Below are 23,477 nucleotides of genomic sequence, written 5' to 3'. Positions count from 1 at the left end.
AGAATACTAATTAAGCGAGTTAGAAAATAGTGGAAGTCTAACAGTCCCTTTTATTTGTAAAATCCTCCATGAGTGTTAATTTGAACTAGAGTAAAATTAACCGTTTAATTGACGTTATACAATTACTTAAGAGAAGAAAAGAATAAGAAATTGCTTTTTCTTCTGAATTTGGGTGGTAACACGAAGATTTCGTCCCTCTAGGGGTGGAGTCTTTTTTTATTGATAAGAATAGTTGCAATTGATAAAACTCAGTTGTATGATGAGCATGTCATTTTGGAGTGTGAAAGATAAATTTAACAAATAAGGGGTAGATCTTTGATGAAAATGAAAGAAACATTACAATTAGGAAGCACAAAATTTCCCATGCGTGGAAATTTGCCAGTTCGCGAATTAGAGTGGCAAGAAAACTGGGAAGAATTAGATATCTATGGACAACGTCAAAAAATTAATGAGGGTAAACCAACATTCGTCTTACATGATGGTCCTCCGTATGCAAATGGAAATATTCATATTGGACATGCGCTGAATAAGATTAGTAAGGATATCATTGTTCGTTACAAATCTATGTCAGGTTTTAGATCTCCATACATTCCAGGTTGGGACACTCATGGACTTCCTATTGAGCAAGCGTTAACGAACAAAGGTGTCAAACGTAAAGAAATGAGTGTCGCTGAATTCCGTAAATTATGTGAGGAATATGCTTGGGAACAAGTGAATAAACAAAAGGAAGATTTTAAACGTTTAGGAGTAGCTGGAGAGTGGGACAAACCCTATGTAACTCTAACGAAAGAGTACGAAGAAGCGCAAATTCGTGTATTTGGAAAAATGGCTGAAAAAGGCTATATCTATAAAGGATTGAAACCAATTTATTGGTCACCTTCTAGTGAATCAGCTCTCGCAGAAGCTGAAATTGAATACAAAGATGTTAAATCAGCAAGTATTTATGTAGCATTTAAAGTAGTTGATGGAAAAGGTCTGATTGATGAAGACACATCATTTATTATTTGGACAACTACGCCATGGACGATTCCATCAAACCTTGCAATTGCAGTTCACCCTGATTACGATTATTCAGTTGTCGTAGCAGATGGCAAGAAATATGTGGTGGCAAAAGATTTAATTGAAGTAGTAGCAGAAGAAATTGGCTGGAATAAATTTGAAATCATTAAAGAATTAAAAGGAAAAGATCTAGAATTGATGACCGCTAAACACCCTATGTATGATCGTACATCTCTTTTGATTCTAGGGGACCATGTTACTCTTGAAGCAGGTACTGGGCTTGTCCATACTGCTCCAGGGCATGGAGACGATGACTTTGTTGCAGGTCAAAAATATAAATTAGCTGTTTTGTCACCTATTGATGATAAAGGTTGTTTTACAGATGAAGCGCCTGGATTAGAAGGTATCTTTTATGATAAAGGGAACAAAGTCATCACAGAATGGCTAGAAAAAGAAGGAGCGCTATTGAAATTAAACTTCTTTACTCATAGTTACCCACATGACTGGAGAACCAAGAAACCGGTTATTTTCCGTGCTACACCGCAATGGTTTGCATCTATTGATAAGTTCCGCGGAGACATCTTAAAAGCTGTTGAAGGCGTTGAATGGGTTCAGAAATGGGGCATGCAACGTTTGTACAATATGGTGCGTGATCGCGGTGACTGGGTTATTTCACGTCAACGTGCTTGGGGAGTTCCATTACCTATTTTCTATGGTGAGAATGGAGAGCCAATCATTACTCCTGAAACAATTGAACACGTAGCAGCTTTATTTGGAGAATTTGGTTCAAATATTTGGTTTGAACGTGATGCAAAAGATTTATTGCCAGAGGGTTTCACTCATCCTTCAAGTCCAAATAATAATTTTACAAAAGAGACTGACATTATGGATGTATGGTTTGATTCAGGATCTTCTCATGAAGCCGTATTAAGAGCAAGAGAAAACTTAACTTTTCCAGCTGATATGTATCTTGAAGGATCAGATCAATACCGTGGATGGTTCAATTCAAGTATTACAACAAGTGTAGCAATCAATGGAATAGCTCCTTACAAAACGGTTCTATCTCAAGGAATGGTTTTAGATGGTAATGGTCGTAAGATGAGTAAATCAATAGGTAATACTATCGCACCAAGCAAGGTGATCAAGCAAATGGGAGCAGATATTATCCGTTTGTGGGTTTCTAGTGTAGATACACAAGCTGATGTGCGTGTAAGTGATGAAATTCTAAAACAAGTTTCTGAAGTTTACCGTAAAATTCGTAATACGATGCGTTTCTTATTGTCTAATACTACTGACTACGATCCTTCAGAAAATAAAGTTGCATTTGAAGATTTACGATCTGTGGATAAATATCTGCTAGTTCGTTTAAATCAATTAGTAGAAAAAGTAGAAGGCCATTATGAGAAGTATGAATTTTCTTCTATCTATCAATTGATCAACAACTTTTGTACAGTTGATTTATCTCAATTTTATTTGGATTTTGCTAAAGATGTTGTTTATATTGAAGCTGAGGATGCTTACGAACGCCGTGCTATGCAAACAGTATTCTATGAAGTTTTAGTAAAAATCACAAAATTATTGACTCCTATTCTTCCTCATACGACGGAAGAAATTTGGTCATTCTTAAGTGAATCGGAAGACTTTGTTCAATTAGCAGAAATACCAGCAGTCGATACCTACGAAAATGAAGCTGAATTGTTGAATAGTTGGAATGCGTTTATGGACATTCGAGTTGTTGTTCAAAAAGCGCTTGAAGAAGCCCGTAACGAAAAAATTATTGGGAAATCTTTTGAAGCAAAAGTTACACTTTATCCAACCGAACAAACAAAAGACCTATTTGTTTCACTGAATAGCAATTTAGCTCAATTATTGATTGTTTCAGAGTTAGAAATTGCAGAATCAATTGAAGATGCTCCAAGTAATGCTATCCGTTCTGAATCTGTTGCAGTTGTTGTTGAACACGCTCACGGAGAAACATGTGAAAGATGTCGTGCTATTAAAGAAGAAGTTGGAACTATTGACAATGCACCAACTCTTTGTGCTCGCTGTGCCGCAATTGTCGAAAAACATTTTCCAGAAGCATTAATCCCTGAAGCAGAATAAAGCAATTCTAAAAATGTGTATCCGAGAGATTGATCTTTGGATGCACATTTTTATTGTATTATGTTATTGAAATGGTAAAATATGGTAAAGAAAAAGTAGGAGGTACAATTAAAGTGCAATTAGAATTGATTAAAGTCCATGGGTCAGAAAACGAGTTTTTTATTTTAGATGAAACCTTGCTTGACAGACCTTTAACGCAAGATGAGTTAGTAGCAGTAACGAAAAATATTTCAGATCGTAGTACGGGTCTTTTAAAGGGTGCTGATGGCGTTCTTTTAGTAGGTGCAGCTAAGCGAAAAGAGTCAGGCGAAAGCATGAGAGTGATCAATTATGACGGCAGTGAAGCAAGTATGTGTGGAAATGGCTTAAGAACGATTGCACGTTACCTTTCAGAAAAGAATAAGGTAGATGAATTTGTTGTTGAAACCATGCACGCGGATTTACAGGTGAAAAAAGCGGAGGCGTTAGGGGAAAACATTCAAACTTTTCAAGTTGAAATTTCTCCGGTATCTTTTGACGTAGAAAAGTTACCCTTTAATTGGGAATCGAAAAACTTTATTGATCAATCATTACCAGAGTTATCGACTAGTCTGCGATTTTCAGCGGTAGCAGTTCCAAATCCTCATTTGATTAGTTTTGTTGATCATGAGACATTGACTAGCCCACTGTTTGAAAAACTTGCAAGATATTTAAACGGAAAGAATCCTTATTTCCCTGATGGAGTAAATATTAGTTTTGTGGAAGAACTAGCTAATCAAGAAATATTTGTTCGTACATTCGAAAGAGGTGTCGGTTTCACAAATGCTTGTGGAACAGCAATGGCAGCGAGCAGCTTAATATATGTATTACTAAAAGACGGTATTTTAGAAGAAAAAATTCAAGTGAAAAATCCTGGTGGAATGGTTCAAACAATCGTTCATAAAAAAGAAGATGGGACTTACTGGATGGATTTAATTGGAAATGCGACATTCCTTAACAAAGTTTCTATCTCATTAGAAGATATTTTGGAACATAAATTAGATAACGCTCGTATTGAATCGTTTGGTGAAGATAAAGTTTACCGTGAATTTATTGAAAGCCTTTCTAATTTTTAGTAATCTCTTTAATAAAACGGCTCTATTAAAGAAAAGTAACCCCTTGCAAAATAAAAAACACTGAGTTACAATAAGTTTGCAATCGATTTTATTTTTGTTGAAAAGGCAAGTAGCTACAAAAGAGAATCAATTGCAAAATGACTAATTGGGGGCAAGGTTAATTATGGAAAAAGGGACAGTAAAATGGTTTAATAGTGAAAAGGGTTTTGGCTTTATTGAAGTTGAAAGTGGAGATGATATATTTGTCCACTTCAGTGCAATTACAGGTGAAGGTTTTAAATCATTAGAAGAAGGACAAGCAGTTGAATTTGAAATCGTTGAAGGAAACCGAGGAGCGCAAGCTGCAAACGTTGTGAAACTTTAATTTCGATTCTAGCTAGAATTTTTTTATCATAATTAGATATTTAAAATACAATAATATGGTCAAGTATATTACTATAAAAAAGTACCAACAGATAAAGAATCTGTTATGCTGACCCCCGACTGTTAGACTAAAAATCTAATGTTTGGGGGTCAGTTTTTTTATGTTTTACTGCATATATTTTCAAAAGATTAGATGTTTCTATTGACTTAAAATTAGTAACAAGTTATTATTGTTAGCGTGCTAACAATATATTGCTCATTAAATGTCTAATAAAATAGTAGAAAAGACTGGGGTGAGAAAAATTCATTTTGATGAAGAATATGATAAAAAAGAAATTGGAATGGAAATGCGTAAATTAATGAATTTTATTCAGAGAAATATTAAGTCCAGTAAAAGTGAGGATAAAATTTTCCCTACGACTAAGATGCATGCAATGATTCTTGGATTTTTAAATAAATTTAAGAATGAGGATATATTTCAAAAAGATATTGAAAAAAAGTTTTCAATGCGCCGATCTACTACTTCAAAGATGCTGAAAAACATGGAAGAAAAAGAACTAATTGAGCGTATTTCGAGTGAAAAAGACGCACGAATGAAAAAATTACAATTAACAACTAAAGGTCAAAACTTAGTTGAAGAAGTAAATAAAGAATTTCAAAGAATTGAAAATTTATTGTCAGAGGGTTTAACTGAAGAGGAACTTGAACAGTTTTTTTTAATAATTTTTAAAATGCAACAAAATATGTTGAAAGATATAAAGTAAGATTTTATATATGGATGAAGGAGAACGACTATGCTAAAAATATTAAAATATTTAAAACGAAAAGAATGGGTGATGATTTTATTTAGTTTCATCTTTATCGTTCTTCAAGTCTATTTGGACTTAGAATTACCAGAATACATGTCTAAAATTACTCAACTTATTCAAATACCCGGTTCAGAAATGCAAGATATCTACAAGAATGGCGGATACATGGTGATATGCGCTTTAGGCAGTTTAGCCGCATCTTTTATAACAGTATACTTTGTTTCAAAAGTAGCAGCTGGTCTTTCACGTACGTTAAGATCAGAAGTATTTACAAAAGTTGAAGGATTTTCAATGGAAGAGATCAATCATTTTTCTACTGCAAGTTTGATTACCCGGTCGTCAAATGATGTAACACAAATCCAAATGGCTATGGCACTTGGTTTGCAAGTGCTAATTAAAGCCCCAATTACAGCTATTTGGGCCATTACAAAAATAGTAGATAAGTCTTGGGAGTGGACACTTTCAACAGCTGGAGCAGTAGCATTATTATTAGTAATTATAAGTATCGTCGTATTGTTCGCTTTACCTAAATTTAAAATTATCCAAGATCTAACAGATAATTTAAACCGGGTTACACGCGAAAATCTAACTGGGTTACGTGTGATTCGGGCATACAATGCGGAAGATTTTGAAGAAGCAAAATTTGAAGAGGCGAATACTAAATTAACAAGTACAAATTTATTTATTACTAGAACTATGTCTGTTATAGCGCCAGGAATGACACTGATTATGAGTGGATTAAGTTTATCCGTTTATTGGATTGGTGCTTACTTGATCAACAATGTTCAACTAGTGAATGAATCAAGTGCGTTAGAACGCATTACTTTATTTAGTGATATGGTTGTATTTTCTTCTTATGCAGTTCAAGTGGTTATTTCATTCATGATGTTAACAGTTGTCTTTATTATTTTGCCACGAGCCTCTGTATCAGCAGGACGTATTAGAGAAGTATTAAATACAAAAGCAACTATTAGTGATGGAACTTTAACACAGTCAACTAATAATCAAAAAGGAATTGTTGAATTCAAAAATGTTAGTTTCCAGTACCCAGATGCTACTGAAGCTATATTAGAAAATATTTCTTTTACTGCAAATACTGGGGAAACAGTTGCTTTTATTGGGTCCACTGGTAGCGGTAAAAGTACTCTGGTCAATTTAATTCCTCGTTTTTTTGATGTATCAAGTGGAGAAATAGTGGTTAATGGACATAATATTAAAGAATACACGCAAAAAATGCTTCACTCTTTAATTGGATTTGTTCCTCAGAAGGCATTTTTATTTAGTGGAACGGTTCGCTCAAACGTGAGTTATGGGGATGCTGGACATGAAATAACGGATGCCGATTTTAAAAAAGCAATTGAAATCGCTCAAAGTAAGGATTTTGTTGAAAAAATGGAAGACGAGTATGATGCTTCCATTTCTCAATCAGGTAGCAACGTTTCTGGTGGACAACGTCAACGATTAGCAATTTCACGTGCAATTTCACGTAAACCTGAAATTTTAGTATTTGATGATTCATTTTCAGCATTAGATTATAAAACGGATCGTGTTCTACGTGCAGCTTTAAATACAGAATTAGCAGATACAACCAAATTGATTGTTGCTCAACGAATTGGTACGATTCGTGATGCAGATAAAATTATTGTTTTAGATGAAGGAAAAATTGTTGGAATTGGTACACATCAAGAATTGATGCAAACATGTGAAGTCTATCAAGACATTGCTTATTCTCAACTTTCTAAGGAGGAATTAGCAGGTGAGTGAAAATACAAAAGTTTCAGAAAATGGATCATTAGCAGGGAAAAAACCCGATAATTTCAAAGAATCTATTGGTAAATTAGCGGGTTATTGTAAAATATATATGTGGCACATTCTAATAGCTTTTGTTTTTGCGATTATCGGTACAGTATTCAATTTAGTTGGTCCTGACCGTCTTAGTGAAGTTACCGATATAATTACTGCAGGAATTACAGGAGAAATTGATTTAGAAAAAATAAAAAATATTGGTTTATTTTTAGTTACCCTTTATGTTCTTGGGTTTGTTTTATCCTACTTCCAAGGCTTTATTATGGCGACTGTTACTCAAAATGTTACCAAAAAATTGCGTACAGATATTTCAAAAAAAATAAATCGTTTACCACTTCGCTATTTTGACAGCAATAATCATGGAGATATTTTAAGTCGCGTGACAAATGATATTGATACAATTGGCCAAACGTTAAACCAAAGTTTAGGACAATTAGTGACAGCTATCAGCTTATTTGTTGGATCATTGATTATGATGTTTTATACGAATGTGCCTATGGCAATCTCAGCTGTTCTATCAACTGGGTTAGGATTTACTTTAATGGCACTGATTATTAAGCAATCACAAAAATTCTTCAGTCAACAGCAAAAAAGTTTGGGTGAATTAAATGGACACGTTGAAGAGATATACACTGGCCATAATATTGTGAAAGCTTTTAATGGCGAAGAAGCGGCAATTGAAGAATTTGATAAAATTAATAACACATTATTTGATAGTGCTTGGAAGTCTCAATATATTTCAGGTCTAATGATGCCTTTAATGAGCTTTATTGGGAATTTTGGGTATGTAGTTGTCTGTGTGGTAGGAGCTTACTTGGCATTTAATGATTATATTACTTTTGGAGTAATTGTTGCATTCATGCTGTATATTCGTTTCTTCACTCAACCTCTAGCACAAATTGCACAAGCCTTTACAAGTTTGCAATCCGCTGCAGCTGCAAGCGAACGCGTTTTTAATTTTTTAGAAGAGGAAGAATTAGAAATAGAAACTGGTAAACCAACTTCAATAGGTAATGTTGCAGGAAATGTGACATTTGAACATGTTAAATTTGGTTACAATCCAGGGCAACAAATTATTAAAGACTTCTCTCTAGAAGCTAAGGCTGGACAAAAAATTGCTATTGTTGGTCCTACGGGTGCTGGTAAAACCACTTTAGTTAACTTGTTGATGCGTTTCTATGAGGTAGATAGTGGAGAAATCTACATTGATGGAACACCAATTTCAAGTGTTTCGCGTAGTGCGTTGCATGAACAATTCTGTATGGTGTTACAAGACACTTGGTTATTTGAAGGAACAGTTAGAGAAAATATTATTTATAGCAAACAAGGTGTAAGCGATGAAACAGTAGTCAACGCTTGTAAAGCAGTCGGAGTAGATCACTTTATTCAAACATTACCACACGGTTATGATACGATTTTAGATGATACCACAAGTTTGTCTGCCGGACAAAAACAATTAATGACTATTGCTCGTGCAATGGTAGCAGATGCACCTTTGTTGATCTTAGATGAAGCAACAAGTTCAGTTGATACACGTACTGAACTAATCATTCAAACAGCAATGGACCGATTAATGCATGGAAGAACTTCTTTTGTTATTGCACATCGTCTGTCTACCATTAAAAACGCAGATTTGATTATTGTTATGAAAGACGGGGACGTAGTAGAAAGTGGAAGCCATGATATCTTGTTGCAGCAAAATGGTTTTTATGCTGATCTTTATAACAGTCAGTTTGATCAAGAAGAAGAGTAAAATAAAAGTTATACATTTTGGAATGTGGATGAAGAAATTCATTCACATTTTTTTATGTTCTGAATTGTCAAATCAATTACAGCATCTTTCGGATATAACCAATATCTCCAAAAAAGCAAACCTATTTATTTAAAAAGAAATTTTTGAAACAATACCACCATTAATTAAACAAACTTAAAATAAAGTTGCCTTAAACTAATATAGCAAGAGAGCTAATAATGCCAATAGAAGACCTCTAAAGATTTCCGTCTATAATGTATCTATTAAATAGAGTTGAGCTGCTTAAAAATAGCTTTTTGCGGTATTTAAGGACGAACAAAAAACAGTTCAAGAAAGAAGTTTCTTTCTTGAACTGTTTTTTTGTTATTTTTAATTAACCTTTACGTCTTCCAATAATAAATGAGAAGATAAAAATTAAAAGAACAGCTCCAAGTAATGCTGGAATAATCGCAAAACCACCAATAACAGGTCCGAAGTCGCTTAATAACGAACTACCGATCCATGATCCAATAAAACCAACAATTATATTTCCGATGATACCTCCTGGCACATCTTTTCCAACTATCATACCTGCGATAGCTCCTAAAACTCCACCTACAATTAAGGACCAAATAAATCCCATAATAATTTCCTCCTTCAAAAAAAGTTATTCTTTAGTACAACTATTAGTATAGTCACAAGATGTTCACATATCAAATAATATGCTCATTCTAATATAGGTCTACAAAAAAGAGCTAGTTTAGGGTTGTTAGATCAGGTGAATTATATACTTGGAAATTTCTGAAGGAAGAGGTATTACTTGTAGACAGTTGAAAATCTAAATTGACTTTTGTTGGTTCTGTGGCTTTCTATAAGCAAACTTGAACATTCCAGAAGAAATTTATTCTTGAAGGACCCACACCATTTGACCTAGAGTCAAAAATAATAAAAAAATATCTAGATAATAAAATAGAAAGTATCATTTTATCGTCTAGATATAGTTTTTACTGTTTGTCTGTTGTAAGTTCTAATAATTTATCTCGTAAAGAAGTTTCCATGACTGATAATTCTCGTTCAGCTTCTTTCCGTTTGATCCGTCCATCTTGTTGGATCTGCAATGTTTCTTGTAATGTTTCAACCAAATCATTTTGTGTTTGTTGCAAGGTTTCAATATCAATAATGCCTCGCTCGTTTTCTTTTGCTGTTTCAATAGAAGAAATTTTTAACATTTCAGAGTTCTTCTTCATCAAATCATTTGTTGTTTCAGATACTTGTCTCTGAGCAGTAACTGCATCTTTTTGACGGAGCAGAGTGAGAGCAATCGCAATTTGATTTTTCCATAAAGGAATAGCCATATTTATAGAGGATTGGATTTTTTCTGCTAAAGCTTGATTGGTATTTTGGATCAAACGAATTTGTGGAGCTTGTTGAATCGTCATTTGACGTGCAAGTTTCAAATCATGTGTTCTTTTTTCTAAACGATCTAAGAATTGATTCAAATCATTTACAATTTGCACATCCATTTGGTTTGTACTAGTTTCAGCCTTTTTAACGGCTTCTGGAATTAAGCTATTAAGCAGGTCATCAATTTTTAATTCCCCAGCGGCAATATAAATATTTAAAGCATCAAAATAGTCTTTATTCTTATTGTAAAGTTGTTCTAACATTAGGTTGTCATTCAATAAACCAGTTTTTTCCTTATCCAATTTTACTGAAATTTTATCGATTTGAGCGCCAATTTTTTGATATTTTGCAGTCATCTCATAAATTGATTTCTTTACTCGACCAAATATTTTTTTGAATACATTACTGTCTTCAGCTCTTAAATCTTCTGGGTTAGCTTCATTCAAACGATACATTAAATCATTTAGAGTATCACCAATTTCTCCGGTATCTTGGTTTTGTACATGATTTAACATTGAATGAGAAAATTCACCAAGTTTTTGTTGAGCAGCTGAACCATACATCATAACGGATTGAGCATTTGTCACATCTATTTGTTCAGCTAAAGTCTTAGCTTGTTCTTGACGTTCCTTGCTTAAACTATCAATTAAGCGGGGAACTTGTTCGGTTTGTACCATTTCTTTTTCAATCTGTTCTTGCTTTTGTAATACAGGAGCATTTTCTAAGACATCTCCAAATGGATTAGCTAATAAACTCTCTAATTCAGAGTCGATCTCTTTAACTGTAGAAGGTTGATTTTGTGTTTCGTTTTCTTTGTCCATCTTACCATCTCCTTAAAGATTATAATTCTTCTGATTCAATTGATTGTGTATGTCCATTATCGCGTTCAATAGCTTTCTTTGCAAGTTCTACCTCAATGGCCATATCTTCAAAATCATCAGATTTGAAAAGAACATAATCTTCAGCAATCAATTGGCACATTTCATCGATTGTAGAGGCACTTTCGTCAAGAATATCAAAAGTAGATTTATTTTTCACTTCATGTTGACTGATTTCTAAATACTTATCCGTTAAATCTGTTAGAGAAGGAAGGTGTACATACAAGAACTTATTTACTTCATGCAATCGTTTTGGCTCTGCTGTAATTCCTTTGAATAGAGACTTAGATAACTGAACAGTATTGTTTCGTTTCTCAATTGCTTCAAGTTTAGAAATACCGTTTAAATTCTTTTCTAAGCGCAATAACTTTAATTTAGCAGTATGCATGGTTTCTCTAAAGAATTGAATCTCTTCTTTTGTCATACCTTTAGATTTATAAAAAGCTTCTTTTTCGGCAGATAAACGGTTTAGCTTTTTAGCAGAATCAGAAGTTCCATCTAGTGATTGCGTATAAATAAAAAATGCTCCTATGCCAAGGCTGATAATTAATGACCAAATGAATCCAACATTGAATAGAGAGTAAACGACAAGGAAAATTAGAATAGTTGTTATAGCTATTAAAGTGTAGTAAAAAATATCTCCTATATTTTTTATATTTTTTTTCATATAATTCACTCCATTAATTTTATTTTTTTTGATAGTTTTAAGCTTATTTCTTTAAATCTATTTTAGCATAAATGACTATAAAACTGCTATCAGACCTAAGCATGATTTCTTGTTAAAACGATTGAAGTGGAGCTAGAAACAGGCAACAGAAAAATCCTTTATAAAAAATTAAGATATTAGTAGTGAAAGAAGTTGCAGAATACTAACTTAATTGAAAAAAAAGAAGATGAAAGGTATGATAAGACGAAAGTATAAATGATCTAAGGAGGAATTTTTAATGGACTTTGAAGAAAAAACACTTTCCAGCAAGACGATTTATAATGGTCATTTAATTGATTTTGTAGTCGATACTGTTCAATTGCCTAATGGAGAGACCTCCACTAGAGAATTGATTAAGCATCCTGGTGCAGTGGCTATTATGGGCATCACGGCTGATGAGAAAATGATATTTGTTAAACAATATCGCAAAGCAGTTGAACAAGTATTATTAGAAATACCTGCTGGAAAAATTGATTTGACCGATGAGAGTCCTTTAGAAACTGGGAAAAGAGAGTTTGAAGAAGAGACAGGATTCCATGCTGAATCATTTGAATTAGAAACTTCTTTTTACACTTCACCTGGATTTGCTAATGAATTGATTTATATTTATACAGCTCGCGGACTAACGAAAGTTGAAACTCCTCTTGCTCAAGATGAAGACGAGTTTATTGAACTAGTTTACTTAACTTTTGATGAAGCTTGGCAAGCCTATGAAAAACATTTGATTTATGATGCGAAAACAGTATATGCTCTTATTGCTTGGAAATTAAAATTAGTTACAAAGAAATAGAAGGGATGAATTTTGTTAGATGAATCTAAAAACTAGAGCAGAAATTAAAAAAGATAATCAATTGAATGAAAAAACGCAAAAAGAAAGAGATAAGAAACGCAAACAAGTAGAGCACAAATACCAAAAGAAATTAGAAAAAGAAGGCCTTGTTACAAAGAGTCGCAAAAGTGAAAATGATAAAATTCGTGATAGAGGTCGCAAATTAGATAAGATTATTTTGGTTGTAACGGTTTTATTGATTATTGTTTTAGCAATTGTCTTCATTTTTTAAACTAGAGAGGAATTGAACGATGAAAATTGGAATTATTGGTGCCATGCAAGAGGAAGTAACAGTACTAAAAAATAGTATGAGAGATAAACACGAGTGGATAGAGGCTAATGCCTCATTTACGTCTGGTAAAATTGAACAGACCGAAGTGGTTTTAGTTCAATCTGGTATAGGTAAGGTGAACTCAGCAATTTCTGCAACGTTATTATTAGCTAAACATGAAGTAGATGCAGTTATCAACACAGGATCTGCTGGAGGAATTGGAGAAGGTTTAGCTGTAGGAGACGTCGTTATTTCAACTGAACTAGCCTATCATGATGTTGATGCAACTATTTTTGATTATGTCATTGGGCAAGTTCCACAGATGCCGGCTCGTTATCAAGCGGATAGTGTTCTTGTGGCGCAAACTAAAGAAGCGGCTAGAAAAGTAGGCTTAGAAACAGTACAAGGGTTAATTGTCACAAGCGATTCTTTTGTTGCTGACAAAAAAATTGTTCAACGAATCAAACATTACTTTCCAGATGCATTAGCCTCTGAAATGGAAGGGGCAGCGATTGCTCAAGTGTGTTACCAGTTTGAGAAGCCTTTTGTTATTGTAAGAGCCATGTCTGATGTAGCAGATGAAGAAGCAGGAATGAGTTTTGATGAATTTATTATTGAAGCAGGCAAGAAATCTGGTGAAATGGTAATAGAGCTAGTTAAAAATTTAGTTTGATTTATTAAAGCAAAAGGAAGAAACAGAGGGTTTATACCTGTTTCTTCCTTTTTTCACGGTTAAAAATTTGGAGAATGATTTTCTAATTGCTTATAAGCTATTTCAGTATAAACCTCATAACCTAATTGAGGATAAAGGTTTTTTGCAATTTCATTTTGAGACCAATAATGAAGCTCCGCTTGTGTAATACCCTGTTTTATTGCAAAATCATCAGCAAAATTCAAAAGTACTTTACTCAAACCTTTGCCTTGATATGTAGGCATGATCAAGACGTGGTGTAAGTACAATCGAGTGTACCCATAGCGGTATACCGTTTCAGGTACAATTTCTTCTTCCAACCATAGGTAAGCTGCAATTGGTTCAGACTCTTTTTGGTCATCGACCCAAAGAAAGATTTGTTGTTTTGGATTTTCAAATATTTCTTGAAAATGATGCATGATATTCTTCTCATTGTAAGGTTTAAAAAAATCGGGATATAGTTTCTTGTGATGGTCTTGCATGATGTTTCCTAGTTTAGCCATTAATTGTGCATCTCTTGTTTCAATTACTTTCATATAAAGACCTCACTTAATTTTTTTTTGAAAAATAAAATACATTGCAATTTTATCACGTGACTCAATAAAATAAAATGTATTTTAATTTTCATATTATATAGTTTTCAAAAAAAGTAAAACAAGGTTGCTATAAAAGCGTAATCATTTTAAAATAAACTAGTGAAGTATAATGTATCACCTTTAGTTACAATTCATCAGGTATTACATAAGCAGGAAAGAGGCTAATAGTGATGAAAATATTAGAAACAGAGCGTCTACTACTTGTACCTTATCAGTTATCATATATTGAAGCTACTCTTATTGGTGATAATAGATTAAGTGAAGTGTCTGGATATGGTGTTGCAGAAGAATGGCCTGGTATAGAATTTTTCTTTTATTTACCTTATGTATTGGAAGCCGTAAAAGAGAATAAAACTAAAGAGAAATGGACCCATCTAATTGTACTTAAATCTGAAAATAAAATCATAGGAGAAGTGAGTGCGCAAGGCACCCCCGAACTAACTATGGAAGCAGAGTTAGGTTATGGAATCGTAGAAGCTTATGCAGGGAATGGGTATGCAACAGAAGGAGCGCAAGCCTTTTTAAAGTGGCTGGATTGTGAGGAAATTAAGTTAGTAAGAGCTAAAACTTATTTATATCATAAAAAGTCACAAAACATTTTAAAAAAAATAGGGTTTGTAAAGACGGGTGAAAGTTCTTTTACTGGTGGTGAGCGGGTAGTTGATTTTGAATGGATACCATACCGCTTTGAGTATCAGGAAAATAATACGCAAAACGAAAAAGCTAAATGAACAATCATTTAGCTTTTTCAGACTTGCGTATTAAGAAAATAATTTTTTGAAAAAGGAATCCTTTTTCTCTTCTGCCTCTTCCTCTTTTGGAGGAGAAGTCTGGGGATACTTTGTTGCTGCATCAATTACTTCTTCATTTACTGCATTTGTTGAAACATAAATTAAACCTAGAGGACTGCGCTGAGCTCCTTCATCAGATACGATTCGAAAAGAGCAATCGTTTTCTTGACTTAATTTAATATAAGGACTTAATAGATTCATATCAATTTGTCCATTTAACAATAGTTGTTGATTTGGATGGAGTTGAATTTCTTTCTTTAAAGATTCAAGATAGTCATTAGAAACAAGCTGCTCAACAGTCATAGATAAGTAAACACGTTCTCTAAGACTACCAAAGTACTTGTTTCTTTCATCAGGATTCGTTTTTTTATTCCCATAAATACCTTTTGTCAGGTAGTCTTGAGTGTCTCTTTCAGCCATTTTAAAAGCCCCCTTGGATAATAGTTAGCAACCGAAAATAAATTTAAACGTTACATTGGATTAAATTTTAGTATATCATGAACTTATGTAAATTAAAACTTTTTTGTTTGCTCAATTTCGTGCAAAAATTCTGTGAAATATTGTTATTTATAAAAAAATCTAAACAATTGACAGTAGGAATGAAGTTCAGATTTGTTAGTTGTCATTGACTGCGTTTTTGCAATTAGTGGAGATAAAATCGATAATAATATAGTCAACACAGTTAATAAATAATAGAAGAAATCAAAACAGCTATTGAATCATAATAGTTGTGCTCAGGGGTGTTAAAATGGAAAATTGTACATTTACTAAAGATGATTTTGCTGTCTTTACAATTGAAGGGCTGGAACCAAGAATGTCAGCCATTCGAAAACAGATCCAACCAAAATTTCATAAATTAGGGCAAGAATTTGTAAAAGTATTAGCTGCTGAATTAAATGTAGAAAGCCTGCCTATCCATATCGCGCAGCATATAAGAAGAACGAAAAATGCTCCAAAAGATACATGGCTAGCAATTGGAGGGAATAATAGAGGATATAAAAAATATCCTCATTTCCAATTAGGATTGTATGAAACGCATATTTTTATTTGGCTAGCATTTATTGATAATCCGCTACATGAAGAAGAAATGGCTTTACAAATAATTGAAGATCCAACTTTATTATTCAGTATTCCTGACGATTATGTTATTTCATGGGATCATACGAAAGAGCAAGTGGTACCCATTCATGAAGCTGATTTATTGAGTGGGTTGATTCGATGGCAGACAATAAAAAAAGGAGAGTTTTTAATTGGGAGACAACTTTTAGCCGATGATTTACTTTCATTGAGTCCAACGGAGACTCAACAATATATACTTGATACATTTTTGCAGTTAGTACCACTGTATAAACAGGCTTATGGGACATATGAAATAAAAGAAAATAATAGTTGAAAACAAAAAAAGGGTTCAATGCGCTTATTAAGCGCATTGAACCCTTTTTTGAGAAAAATAAATTATTAAGCAAATACAATATGCCATTCATCGCGTTTTGCTAAGAAATTTTTGGCTAAGTTTTGTGCACCTTCTAGAGTGTGATGAGCTGCCCAGCCACATTGAGTTTCATTGCTTGCTGGAACCTCAGTAGCGACTAAAACATCCTCCATTGTTTTTTGTAACACGTCCAAAATTTCATCATAGTTTTCATGATTGATCACTGTTAGATAAAATCCTGTTTGGCATCCCATAGGACCAAAATCAATAATATAATCTGCATGGTTACGGATCAATTCAGCGGTTAAATGTTCTAAAGAATGAATACTCATCATGTCCATATGTTCTTTATTGGGTTGTGAAAAGCGGATATCGTATTTTAAAATTTTATCACCATTTAATCCAATTTTTTTATCTGCTAATCTAACGTAAGGTGCTTTAACTTTTGTGTGATCTAAATTGAAGCTTTCTACATTCATTTTGGTTGTCATAAATTAATTACTCCTTTTTTTAACGTTATTTAAGTTATTAATATCTAGTGTACCATTTCTATAGAAATACTGAAAATTTTTTTGAAGGTGATGATAAATAAAAAAAACGCTGAATATAAAATTTCAGCGTTTATCATCTTTATGGTTATCTTTTTCTTCATTGAATTTTCGGACAATAAATTCATAATGTATAAGTGCATTAAAATCATCTTGATAATGAATAACAATTTTAGACTTACTACTTTTTAATTTGACGGAAGGGCCAGTAACCTCTACTACTGTTTTATTAGACACATTGTACACTCCTTTTCAGTGGAATAAAGTTAGTGAATAGGAACTATAAAAAAACCAAGTTACCGAAATAAATAATTGCTAAGTTATTAATTAGTAAAGCTTACCACAAAAATTGTTAGATGAAAATATACTTGAACTACTTTTTTTCTGTTTCTCATCAAATTCATATAAACCCTTATAACATAGTATTTAAAACGGTTAACAACGAGTAAAATAGAATTGATTTTGTGCTCTAAAATTTTATTAAGGCGGAGAATGAAATAGAAAAAAAACCCACAAACATTTTGGTAAATGTTTGTGGGTTTAAAAAGCTGTTTTACTCTAATTAAAATTAACGAGAGTAGTATTCAACGATGATTGTTTCATCGATTTCAGCAGATAATTCATCTCTTAATGGTAAACGGTTATATGAACCTTCTAATTTTTCAACATCGAAAGTTACGTATTCAGGACGGCCAAATAATGATTCAGCAGCTGATTTAATAATTTCCATGTTTTTAGATTTTTCACGAACAGTAATAACTTGTCCAACTGAAACGCTGTATGATGGGATATCAACGCGTTTGCCATCAACAAGGATGTGACCGTGGTTTACTAATTGACGTGATTGACGACGAGTAGTAGCTAAACCTAAACGGTAAACAACATTATCTAAACGTTGTTCTAAAAGGATCATGAAGTTTTCCCCATGTTTACCTTCTTTGAATTTACCAGCTTTTAAGAATAAGTTGCTGAATTGACGTTCATTCAAACCAAACATATGACGTAGTTTTTGTTTTTCTTGTAATTGAAGACCGTATTCAGTTAATTTTTTACGACTGTTTGGACCATGAGGACCTGGAGCGTAAGGACGGCGTTCGATTTCTTTACCTGTGCCAGAAAGTGAAATGCCTAGACGACGAGAAACTTTCCAACTTGGACCTGTATAACGTGACATAATGTAATTCCTCCAATAAAATTTTTTTTTGGAGTAAAATAATAAGTTGAAGTTCAGTATTTCGTGCAGTCCATTTTTCAATCTTCACCTTTGCAGCCAGAGGTTACGCAATTGCACCATTACTGGCAATGAACTGTTGACGTGAATACCACTCTCACGCTGCATTATTTTACACATTCGCAAGTATACGCTATAAAACATTAAAAAGTCAAGCTATACCGTTAGATACTTGAAGAATCTAAGAGGATTTTGACAAAATCTTCTAAATATTTTTGATCGATTTCGTCAAAACGGTCAGTAATCGGAGCATCAATATCTAAAACGCCAATAGCACGACCATCTTTGACTAGTGGAATAACAATTTCAGACTGGCTAGCAGCATCACAAGCGATGTGTCCTGGGAATTGGTTAACATCTTTAACAAAAATACTTTCTTTTTTAGAAAAAGCTGTTCCACATACCCCTTTACCAGGTTGAATTCTTATACAAGCTACTTTGCCTTGGAAAGGGCCTAAGACAAGTTCTTCAGAAGCAGCTTCATATAAGTAAAACCCTGCCCAATTGATAGTAGGTAAGTTTTCAAATAATAAAGCGGCTGCGTTACTAAAATTAGCAATGAAATTAGACTCATCACCGATTACGGCACTCAATTGTTTATTTGTTAATGAATAAACAGATTCTTTTGTCATATATATACACTCCTTCAAAAAAATTTCACAACAATTTAGAAAATTAAGATTTTCTAAATTGAGGTGTGAGAATGAATTCTTCTATGCTATAATATACAATAGGAGTTTTTATAAGTAAATCCCTATTGGGAAATTAGGTAAATCGCTACATTGATACATAAATAAAAAAACTATTTTTGTGAAGTTAATAATGAAGTTAGCAGTAACTCAATCGGAGGGTTTAGAATGAAAATGGAAACTGTTTTAATAGTTATTATTGTAATCGCTGTTGCATCTTATGCAATAAGTTATTTTTTGAAAAAAAGGCATTATCAAAATATTAATAACTTGGAACAACAAAAATTTGAGTTAATGGATACATCAGTTACTGAAATGATTCAGAATGTTAAAAGTTTGTCTTTAACAGGGCAAACAGAGAAAAATTTTGATCAATGGAAAGATAGATGGAAACAAATTGAACTGACTGCATTTCCAGATATAGAGAATTTTTTATTTGACGCTGAACAAGCGACAGACCGATTGCAGTTAATTAAAGCTGGCAAAGCTGAGAATAAAAGTAACCAGCTGATTGAAAGTACTGAAAAGAAAATCAAAGAAATTCAATTAGCACTAGATGAATTATTAAAAAGCGAAGAAAAAAATAATCAAGCAATTAAAAAAGTTCAAGAAAAGTATCAGGGTATACGAAAAAAATTATTGACCCAAAGTTTCTCTTTTGGTCCGGCGCTAGATAAACTTGAAAAACAGTTGACATTTTTGGAGCTGAGCTTTGCTGAATTTTCTGATTTAACTTCTTCAGGAGATCATAATGAAGCAGAGGAAATATTAAAAAAAGTTAGTTTTGAGACAAACGAGTTGAATGATGCAGTTACTACTATTCCAAGTTTAGTTAAAGAAGTTAGTAATGAATTTCCAGCTCAAGTTCAGGAATTAAAAGAAGGTTATCATGAATTAAAAGATGTACAACATTTCATTTTCTTAGAGGATAGATTAGCAACTGATATTGCTGAAATTGAACAAGATATAAAACAAAGCGAAAAACTAATCAAGCAATGTGAAACTGAAAAAGTTGAAAAAATAAATTCGATTATTGAAGAAAAAATCAATCATTTGTATGATGTCATGGAAGCTGAAATAAACGCTAAAGAAATGGTGGAAAAAGAGCAACCTAATTTGGCGGAGTTAATTGAATTTGTGAATAAAAGGAATCAACAATTATTGATTGAAATTGATCGAGTATCTCAAAGTTACACACTTAATGATACGATTTTTGAACAACCTAAAGATATGCAAAGACAGATTGAAGAAATTCAATTGAATTTTGAAACATTTAATAATGGGATGGAAAAGAATCAAGCTGTATACACAGTTGTAGCAGAAAGCTATGCTGAAGATAATAATAGGTTAACTCAGATTGAGGAGAAACAAGAAGAATTAATCAACCAATTGACTGATCTACGTAAGGAAGAAACAGAAGTAAAAGAAAAAATTGATGACTTTGAGTTTAATATGCGTGGAATTAAACGCTACATTGAAAAACAACATTTACCTGGTTTACCTGAAGAATATTTAGATTTGTTTTTTGTCACGACAGAACGCATTGAAAAATTAGCGAAAGAATTAAATAAATTAAAAATCAATATGACAGATATAAAGAAAATGTGTGAGCTGTGTGAAGATGATGTTGAACTGCTTATCGATAAGACTGAAGAAATTGTGGATAGTGCGTTGTTAACAGAATATATGATGCAATATGCTAACAGATATCGAAATGATTATCCTCAAATCGCAGAAGCTATTTTAGAAAGTAATGATTTATTCAATAAGGAATTTCAATATAAAGAATCGCTTGAAGTTATTTCGACGGCCTTAGAAGTTGTAGAACCTGGTTCATTCAAAAAGGTTGAAAATCAATATTATGAAGAAAAAAGCAGAAATGCTAAATAATTGAGATAAATGAATCTAATTTTGAAGAATAAAACAGAGTAGTGAAAAGCTACTCTGTTTTATTTTGTTGAAAAATGAATCCGCCTTGTATTCAAAAAGGTTTTTGTTATAATGAGTAAAGAATTTTTTATGAGGAATAATTTTAAAAGAAAGTGTGACAATATAATGATTTATTTTGATAATAGTGCAACAACTAGTATAGATAAAAATGTTTTACAAACATTTGAAAAAATAAGCCAAACCATCGATGGCAATCCTTCCAGTTTACATCAGTTGGGCAACTATGCTGATGGTTTACTTCAACAATCTAGAAAACAAATAGCTGATTTGTTGCACGTTTTACCTGAAGAAATCTATTTTACAAGTGGTGGAACAGAAGGGGATAATTGGGCTATTAAAGGAACATCAATTGAAAAACGGCAATTCGGGAACCATATCATCACAACAGCTATTGAGCATCCTGCTGTTAAGGAATCCGTTGCTCAAATGAAAATGCTAGGATTTGATGTTACGATTTTACCTGTTGATTCTAATGGAACAGTGTCCGTCTCTGATTTGAAAGAAGCTCTAAGGTCGGATACTATTTTAGTTTCGATAATGGCTGTTAATAACGAAGTTGGAAGTGTTCAGCCTATCGTCGAAATAGGAGAAGTTTTGAGACAGCATCCAACGGTTCATTTTCATGTAGATGCGGTACAAGCAATTGGGAAAATTTCTTTACTGTTAGGTGAAGAGTCAAGAATTGACTTAGCAACATTCTCTGCTCATAAATTTCACGGACCCAAAGGTAGTGGATTTATGTATATCAAAAAAGGGAAAAAAGTTGCTCCGCTTTTAAATGGTGGAGGACAAGAATTAGGTAAGCGTGGCGGAACAGAAAATGTAGCTGGTGCAGCGGCAATGGCTAAAGCCTTACGTCTTTTGCTTGAAAAAGCAGAAGAGAAAAAACAAAATCAAAAAGAAATAAAAACTTATTTAATGACTCAACTAGAAGGATATAAAAAAGTTTCAATTTTCTCGCAAAAAGAAGGTGCTCCTCATATTTTATGTTTTGCTTTAAAAGGAATCCGAGGAGAAGTAATGGTCCATGCTTTTGAAAAAAAAGAAATTTATATTTCAACAACAAGTGCTTGTTCTAGTCGTAATGGTACGGCTTCTAGTACTTTAGTAGCGATGAATGTACCGGGGAAGTTAGCAACGAGTGCAGTACGTATCAGTTTGACAGATACGAATACGTTAGAGGAAGCAAAAATTTTTATGGAAGAATTTAGCCACTTGTACCAACAGTTTAAAGATATTAAGTAAACTAAAAGCATAATAGAGAAGAGGCAAGCAATACATGCAATACGATGAAGTAATGATACGCTATGGCGAACTGTCAACAAAAGGAAAGAATAAAAAAGTTTTTATCAATCAATTGGCTCAAAATGTAAGGTTTGCCTTACACGATTTTGAAAATCTGAAAGTAAGTGGCTTGCGTGATCGGATGCATTTAGAACTCAATGGTGCAGAAAGTGATGCTGTATTGGGTAGATTGAAAACTATATTTGGGATTCAAACTTATTCTCCAGTTAGACGTTTGGAGAGAGATATTGAACTTTTAAAAAAAGTTGCAGTCGAAATGATAGCAGAACTGTATGCAGAAGGAAAAACATTTAAAGTTACTACTAAACGCTCAGACCATGAGTATGAGTTGGATACAAACGATATGAACCAACTAATTGGAGCAGAAATTTCCAATAAAATTGAAGGTATAACAGTTCAAATGAAAAAACCTGATATTGACTTGCGATTAGAAATTAGGAGTGAAGGCTTCTTTATTTCTAGTGAAACTATTATAGGAGCAGGTGGTTTACCTGTAGGATCAAGTGGAAAAGGGATGCTAATGTTATCTGGTGGAATTGACTCTCCTGTAGCAGGTTACTTGACCATGAAGCGTGGTGTAAGTGTTGAAGCTGTTCATTTCCATAGCCCCCCATATACAAGTCCGCGTGCTCTCCAAAAAGCGAAAGATCTTGCTGCTAAATTAGCTGCTTTTTCAGGGAGTGTCCAATTTATTGAAGTACCTTTTACCGAAATTCAGGAAGAAATTAAGAAAACCGTTCCAGAAGATTATTTAATGGTCGTTACGCGAAGAATGATGATGAGATTGACTGATCTTATCCGCAAAGAACGTAAAGGTTTAGCTATCATTAATGGGGAATCATTAGGACAGGTTGCATCACAAACGTTACACAGCATGATAGCCATCAATGATGTGACAGCTACTCCTATTATTCGACCAGTGGTTTCAATGGATAAAAATGAAATCATTGAACTTGCTCAAAAAATAGATACATTCGAATTATCGATTCAACCTTTTGAAGATTGTTGTACAATATTTGCGCCACCATCACCTAAAACGAGACCTAAACTAGAGAAATCTCGTGAATTTGAAGATCGTCTTGATATTGATGGACTAATAGAAAGAGTGATGAAGAATTTAGTAATCACAAAAATTAAAGTTGGAGATACATCAGAAGCACAGCAAAAAGCTGGTTTTTCAAGTTTATTGTAACAATTTTAAATAGAATACCCAAAAGAGCTGAATGCATATGTTGTAGTCAGCTCTTTTT

Annotated in this window: 23 protein-coding genes; 14 read left to right on the top strand and 9 right to left on the bottom strand. The window is 33.2% G+C overall.

Annotated elements, in window-relative coordinates:
- Positions 1–318 precede the first annotated feature (318 nt).
- The 6 genes from ileS (at position 319) to BP17_RS08870 (ending at position 8,927) form a co-directional block, all read left to right on the top strand.
- Positions 319–3,102, top strand: coding sequence for an isoleucine--tRNA ligase (gene ileS / locus BP17_RS08895; RefSeq protein WP_035053598.1), 2,784 nt, complete (start codon positions 319–321; stop codon positions 3,100–3,102).
- Positions 3,103–3,173: 71 nt separating this feature from the next.
- Positions 3,174–4,196, top strand: coding sequence for a diaminopimelate epimerase (gene dapF, locus BP17_RS08890; protein ID WP_198022559.1), 1,023 nt, complete (start codon positions 3,174–3,176; stop codon positions 4,194–4,196).
- Between the two features lie 163 nt (positions 4,197–4,359).
- Entirely contained in the window at positions 4,360–4,560 is a 201-nt protein-coding gene (locus BP17_RS08885) for a cold-shock protein (protein WP_035053596.1), read from the top strand.
- Between the two features lie 262 nt (positions 4,561–4,822).
- Positions 4,823–5,323, top strand: coding sequence for a MarR family winged helix-turn-helix transcriptional regulator (locus BP17_RS08880; RefSeq protein WP_232219611.1), 501 nt, complete (start codon positions 4,823–4,825; stop codon positions 5,321–5,323).
- Between the two features lie 30 nt (positions 5,324–5,353).
- On the top strand, positions 5,354–7,132 hold the full coding sequence (locus BP17_RS08875; RefSeq protein ID WP_035053594.1) for an ABC transporter ATP-binding protein: 1,779 nt from the start codon (positions 5,354–5,356) through the stop codon (positions 7,130–7,132).
- A gap of 97 nt (positions 7,133–7,229) precedes the next feature.
- A complete protein-coding gene (locus tag BP17_RS08870; RefSeq protein ID WP_198022558.1) occupies positions 7,230–8,927 on the top strand; it encodes an ABC transporter ATP-binding protein in 1,698 nt (565 codons plus the stop codon).
- 373 nt (positions 8,928–9,300) lie between these two features.
- Here the strand turns inward: BP17_RS08870 and BP17_RS08865 are convergent, their stop codons facing one another.
- From BP17_RS08865 to BP17_RS08855, 3 genes are all read right to left on the bottom strand, one after another.
- Complete coding sequence (locus tag BP17_RS08865) at positions 9,301–9,549, bottom strand: GlsB/YeaQ/YmgE family stress response membrane protein (RefSeq protein ID WP_408605787.1); 249 nt, start codon at positions 9,547–9,549, stop codon at positions 9,301–9,303.
- Between the two features lie 361 nt (positions 9,550–9,910).
- Positions 9,911–11,131, bottom strand: a complete 1,221-nt coding sequence (locus tag BP17_RS08860) for a toxic anion resistance protein (RefSeq protein WP_035053590.1) — start codon at positions 11,129–11,131, stop codon at positions 9,911–9,913.
- Between the two features lie 19 nt (positions 11,132–11,150).
- Positions 11,151–11,855 (bottom strand): 5-bromo-4-chloroindolyl phosphate hydrolysis family protein, encoded by a 705-nt coding sequence (locus BP17_RS08855; protein ID WP_051910510.1) that lies wholly within the window; start codon positions 11,853–11,855, stop codon positions 11,151–11,153.
- A gap of 277 nt (positions 11,856–12,132) precedes the next feature.
- On the opposite strand from BP17_RS08855, the gene BP17_RS08850 reads away from it, so the two are divergent.
- From BP17_RS08850 to BP17_RS08840, 3 genes are read left to right on the top strand one after another with little or no spacing between them, the layout of a single operon-like run.
- Entirely contained in the window at positions 12,133–12,684 is a 552-nt protein-coding gene (locus tag BP17_RS08850) for an NUDIX domain-containing protein (protein WP_035053588.1), read from the top strand.
- Positions 12,685–12,703: 19 nt separating this feature from the next.
- Positions 12,704–12,955, top strand: a complete 252-nt coding sequence (macP, locus tag BP17_RS08845; protein WP_035053585.1) for a cell wall synthase accessory phosphoprotein MacP — start codon at positions 12,704–12,706, stop codon at positions 12,953–12,955.
- A 19-nt stretch (positions 12,956–12,974) separates the two neighbouring features.
- A complete protein-coding gene (locus tag BP17_RS08840) occupies positions 12,975–13,667 on the top strand; it encodes a 5'-methylthioadenosine/adenosylhomocysteine nucleosidase (RefSeq protein ID WP_035053583.1) in 693 nt (230 codons plus the stop codon).
- 59 nt (positions 13,668–13,726) lie between these two features.
- Here BP17_RS08840 and BP17_RS08835 read toward each other — a convergent pair whose 3' ends face one another.
- Positions 13,727–14,221, bottom strand: a complete 495-nt coding sequence (locus BP17_RS08835; RefSeq protein WP_035053581.1) for a GNAT family N-acetyltransferase — start codon at positions 14,219–14,221, stop codon at positions 13,727–13,729.
- Between the two features lie 230 nt (positions 14,222–14,451).
- Between BP17_RS08835 and BP17_RS08830 the strand changes: the two genes are divergently transcribed.
- The gene (locus BP17_RS08830) at positions 14,452–15,012 is read left to right on the top strand and encodes a GNAT family N-acetyltransferase (protein WP_232219610.1); all 561 of its coding nucleotides are present in this window, start codon (positions 14,452–14,454) and stop codon (positions 15,010–15,012) included.
- A 30-nt stretch (positions 15,013–15,042) separates the two neighbouring features.
- Here BP17_RS08830 and BP17_RS08825 read toward each other — a convergent pair whose 3' ends face one another.
- On the bottom strand, positions 15,043–15,492 hold the full coding sequence (locus tag BP17_RS08825) for a YueI family protein (protein WP_035053579.1): 450 nt from the start codon (positions 15,490–15,492) through the stop codon (positions 15,043–15,045).
- Between the two features lie 328 nt (positions 15,493–15,820).
- Between BP17_RS08825 and BP17_RS08820 the strand changes: the two genes are divergently transcribed.
- Positions 15,821–16,465: a DUF1054 family protein gene (locus BP17_RS08820; RefSeq protein WP_035053577.1), complete on the top strand. Its 645-nt coding sequence runs from the start codon at positions 15,821–15,823 to the stop codon at positions 16,463–16,465.
- Between the two features lie 65 nt (positions 16,466–16,530).
- On the opposite strand, the gene BP17_RS08815 is transcribed toward BP17_RS08820, so the two are convergent.
- From BP17_RS08815 to BP17_RS08805, 4 genes are all read right to left on the bottom strand, one after another.
- Positions 16,531–16,995, bottom strand: a complete 465-nt coding sequence (locus BP17_RS08815) for an S-ribosylhomocysteine lyase (RefSeq protein WP_035053575.1) — start codon at positions 16,993–16,995, stop codon at positions 16,531–16,533.
- Between the two features lie 123 nt (positions 16,996–17,118).
- The gene (locus BP17_RS13435; protein ID WP_156956023.1) at positions 17,119–17,289 is read right to left on the bottom strand and encodes a hypothetical protein; all 171 of its coding nucleotides are present in this window, start codon (positions 17,287–17,289) and stop codon (positions 17,119–17,121) included.
- Positions 17,290–17,620: 331 nt separating this feature from the next.
- The gene (gene rpsD, locus BP17_RS08810; RefSeq protein ID WP_035053573.1) at positions 17,621–18,226 is read right to left on the bottom strand and encodes a 30S ribosomal protein S4; all 606 of its coding nucleotides are present in this window, start codon (positions 18,224–18,226) and stop codon (positions 17,621–17,623) included.
- Between the two features lie 221 nt (positions 18,227–18,447).
- Positions 18,448–18,915 carry a GAF domain-containing protein gene (locus tag BP17_RS08805; protein WP_035053570.1) on the bottom strand — a complete coding sequence of 156 codons (468 nt, stop codon included), beginning with the start codon at positions 18,913–18,915 and terminating at the stop codon, positions 18,448–18,450.
- A 225-nt stretch (positions 18,916–19,140) separates the two neighbouring features.
- Between BP17_RS08805 and BP17_RS08800 the strand changes: the two genes are divergently transcribed.
- From BP17_RS08800 to thiI, 3 genes are all read left to right on the top strand, one after another.
- A complete protein-coding gene (locus BP17_RS08800; RefSeq protein WP_035053568.1) occupies positions 19,141–20,862 on the top strand; it encodes a septation ring formation regulator EzrA in 1,722 nt (573 codons plus the stop codon).
- A 165-nt stretch (positions 20,863–21,027) separates the two neighbouring features.
- The gene (locus tag BP17_RS08795; RefSeq protein WP_035053566.1) at positions 21,028–22,167 is read left to right on the top strand and encodes a cysteine desulfurase family protein; all 1,140 of its coding nucleotides are present in this window, start codon (positions 21,028–21,030) and stop codon (positions 22,165–22,167) included.
- A 34-nt stretch (positions 22,168–22,201) separates the two neighbouring features.
- On the top strand, positions 22,202–23,419 hold the full coding sequence (gene thiI, locus BP17_RS08790) for a tRNA uracil 4-sulfurtransferase ThiI (RefSeq protein ID WP_035053564.1): 1,218 nt from the start codon (positions 22,202–22,204) through the stop codon (positions 23,417–23,419).
- Positions 23,420–23,477: the final 58 nt, after the last annotated feature.

This window comes from Carnobacterium pleistocenium FTR1 (genome assembly GCF_000744285.1).
Taxonomy (GTDB): domain Bacteria; phylum Bacillota; class Bacilli; order Lactobacillales; family Carnobacteriaceae; genus Carnobacterium_B; species Carnobacterium_B pleistocenium.
The sequence above is the reverse complement of the archived record's forward strand: the minus strand, read 5'-3'. Positions and strand labels throughout refer to the sequence as shown.

What these genes read in the sequence shown, in the direction of transcription:
- ileS (WP_035053598.1), top strand. Translation starts at nt 319, where the DNA reads ATGAAAATGAAAGAAACATTACAATTAGGAAGCACAAAATTTCCCATG.
- dapF (WP_198022559.1), top strand. Translation starts at nt 3,174, where the DNA reads ATGGTAAAATATGGTAAAGAAAAAGTAGGAGGTACAATTAAAGTGCAA.
- BP17_RS08885 (WP_035053596.1), top strand. Translation starts at nt 4,360, where the DNA reads ATGGAAAAAGGGACAGTAAAATGGTTTAATAGTGAAAAGGGTTTTGGC.
- BP17_RS08880 (WP_232219611.1), top strand. Translation starts at nt 4,823, where the DNA reads ATGTCTAATAAAATAGTAGAAAAGACTGGGGTGAGAAAAATTCATTTT.
- BP17_RS08875 (WP_035053594.1), top strand. Translation starts at nt 5,354, where the DNA reads ATGCTAAAAATATTAAAATATTTAAAACGAAAAGAATGGGTGATGATT.
- BP17_RS08870 (WP_198022558.1), top strand. Translation starts at nt 7,230, where the DNA reads ATGTGGCACATTCTAATAGCTTTTGTTTTTGCGATTATCGGTACAGTA.
- BP17_RS08865 (WP_408605787.1), bottom strand. Translation starts at nt 9,549, where the DNA reads ATGGGATTTATTTGGTCCTTAATTGTAGGTGGAGTTTTAGGAGCTATC.
- BP17_RS08860 (WP_035053590.1), bottom strand. Translation starts at nt 11,131, where the DNA reads ATGGACAAAGAAAACGAAACACAAAATCAACCTTCTACAGTTAAAGAG.
- BP17_RS08855 (WP_051910510.1), bottom strand. Translation starts at nt 11,855, where the DNA reads ATGAAAAAAAATATAAAAAATATAGGAGATATTTTTTACTACACTTTA.
- BP17_RS08850 (WP_035053588.1), top strand. Translation starts at nt 12,133, where the DNA reads ATGGACTTTGAAGAAAAAACACTTTCCAGCAAGACGATTTATAATGGT.
- macP (WP_035053585.1), top strand. Translation starts at nt 12,704, where the DNA reads ATGAATCTAAAAACTAGAGCAGAAATTAAAAAAGATAATCAATTGAAT.
- BP17_RS08840 (WP_035053583.1), top strand. Translation starts at nt 12,975, where the DNA reads ATGAAAATTGGAATTATTGGTGCCATGCAAGAGGAAGTAACAGTACTA.
- BP17_RS08835 (WP_035053581.1), bottom strand. Translation starts at nt 14,221, where the DNA reads ATGAAAGTAATTGAAACAAGAGATGCACAATTAATGGCTAAACTAGGA.
- BP17_RS08830 (WP_232219610.1), top strand. Translation starts at nt 14,452, where the DNA reads ATGAAAATATTAGAAACAGAGCGTCTACTACTTGTACCTTATCAGTTA.
- BP17_RS08825 (WP_035053579.1), bottom strand. Translation starts at nt 15,492, where the DNA reads ATGGCTGAAAGAGACACTCAAGACTACCTGACAAAAGGTATTTATGGG.
- BP17_RS08820 (WP_035053577.1), top strand. Translation starts at nt 15,821, where the DNA reads ATGGAAAATTGTACATTTACTAAAGATGATTTTGCTGTCTTTACAATT.
- BP17_RS08815 (WP_035053575.1), bottom strand. Translation starts at nt 16,995, where the DNA reads ATGACAACCAAAATGAATGTAGAAAGCTTCAATTTAGATCACACAAAA.
- rpsD (WP_035053573.1), bottom strand. Translation starts at nt 18,226, where the DNA reads ATGTCACGTTATACAGGTCCAAGTTGGAAAGTTTCTCGTCGTCTAGGC.
- BP17_RS08805 (WP_035053570.1), bottom strand. Translation starts at nt 18,915, where the DNA reads ATGACAAAAGAATCTGTTTATTCATTAACAAATAAACAATTGAGTGCC.
- BP17_RS08800 (WP_035053568.1), top strand. Translation starts at nt 19,141, where the DNA reads ATGAAAATGGAAACTGTTTTAATAGTTATTATTGTAATCGCTGTTGCA.
- BP17_RS08795 (WP_035053566.1), top strand. Translation starts at nt 21,028, where the DNA reads ATGATTTATTTTGATAATAGTGCAACAACTAGTATAGATAAAAATGTT.
- thiI (WP_035053564.1), top strand. Translation starts at nt 22,202, where the DNA reads ATGCAATACGATGAAGTAATGATACGCTATGGCGAACTGTCAACAAAA.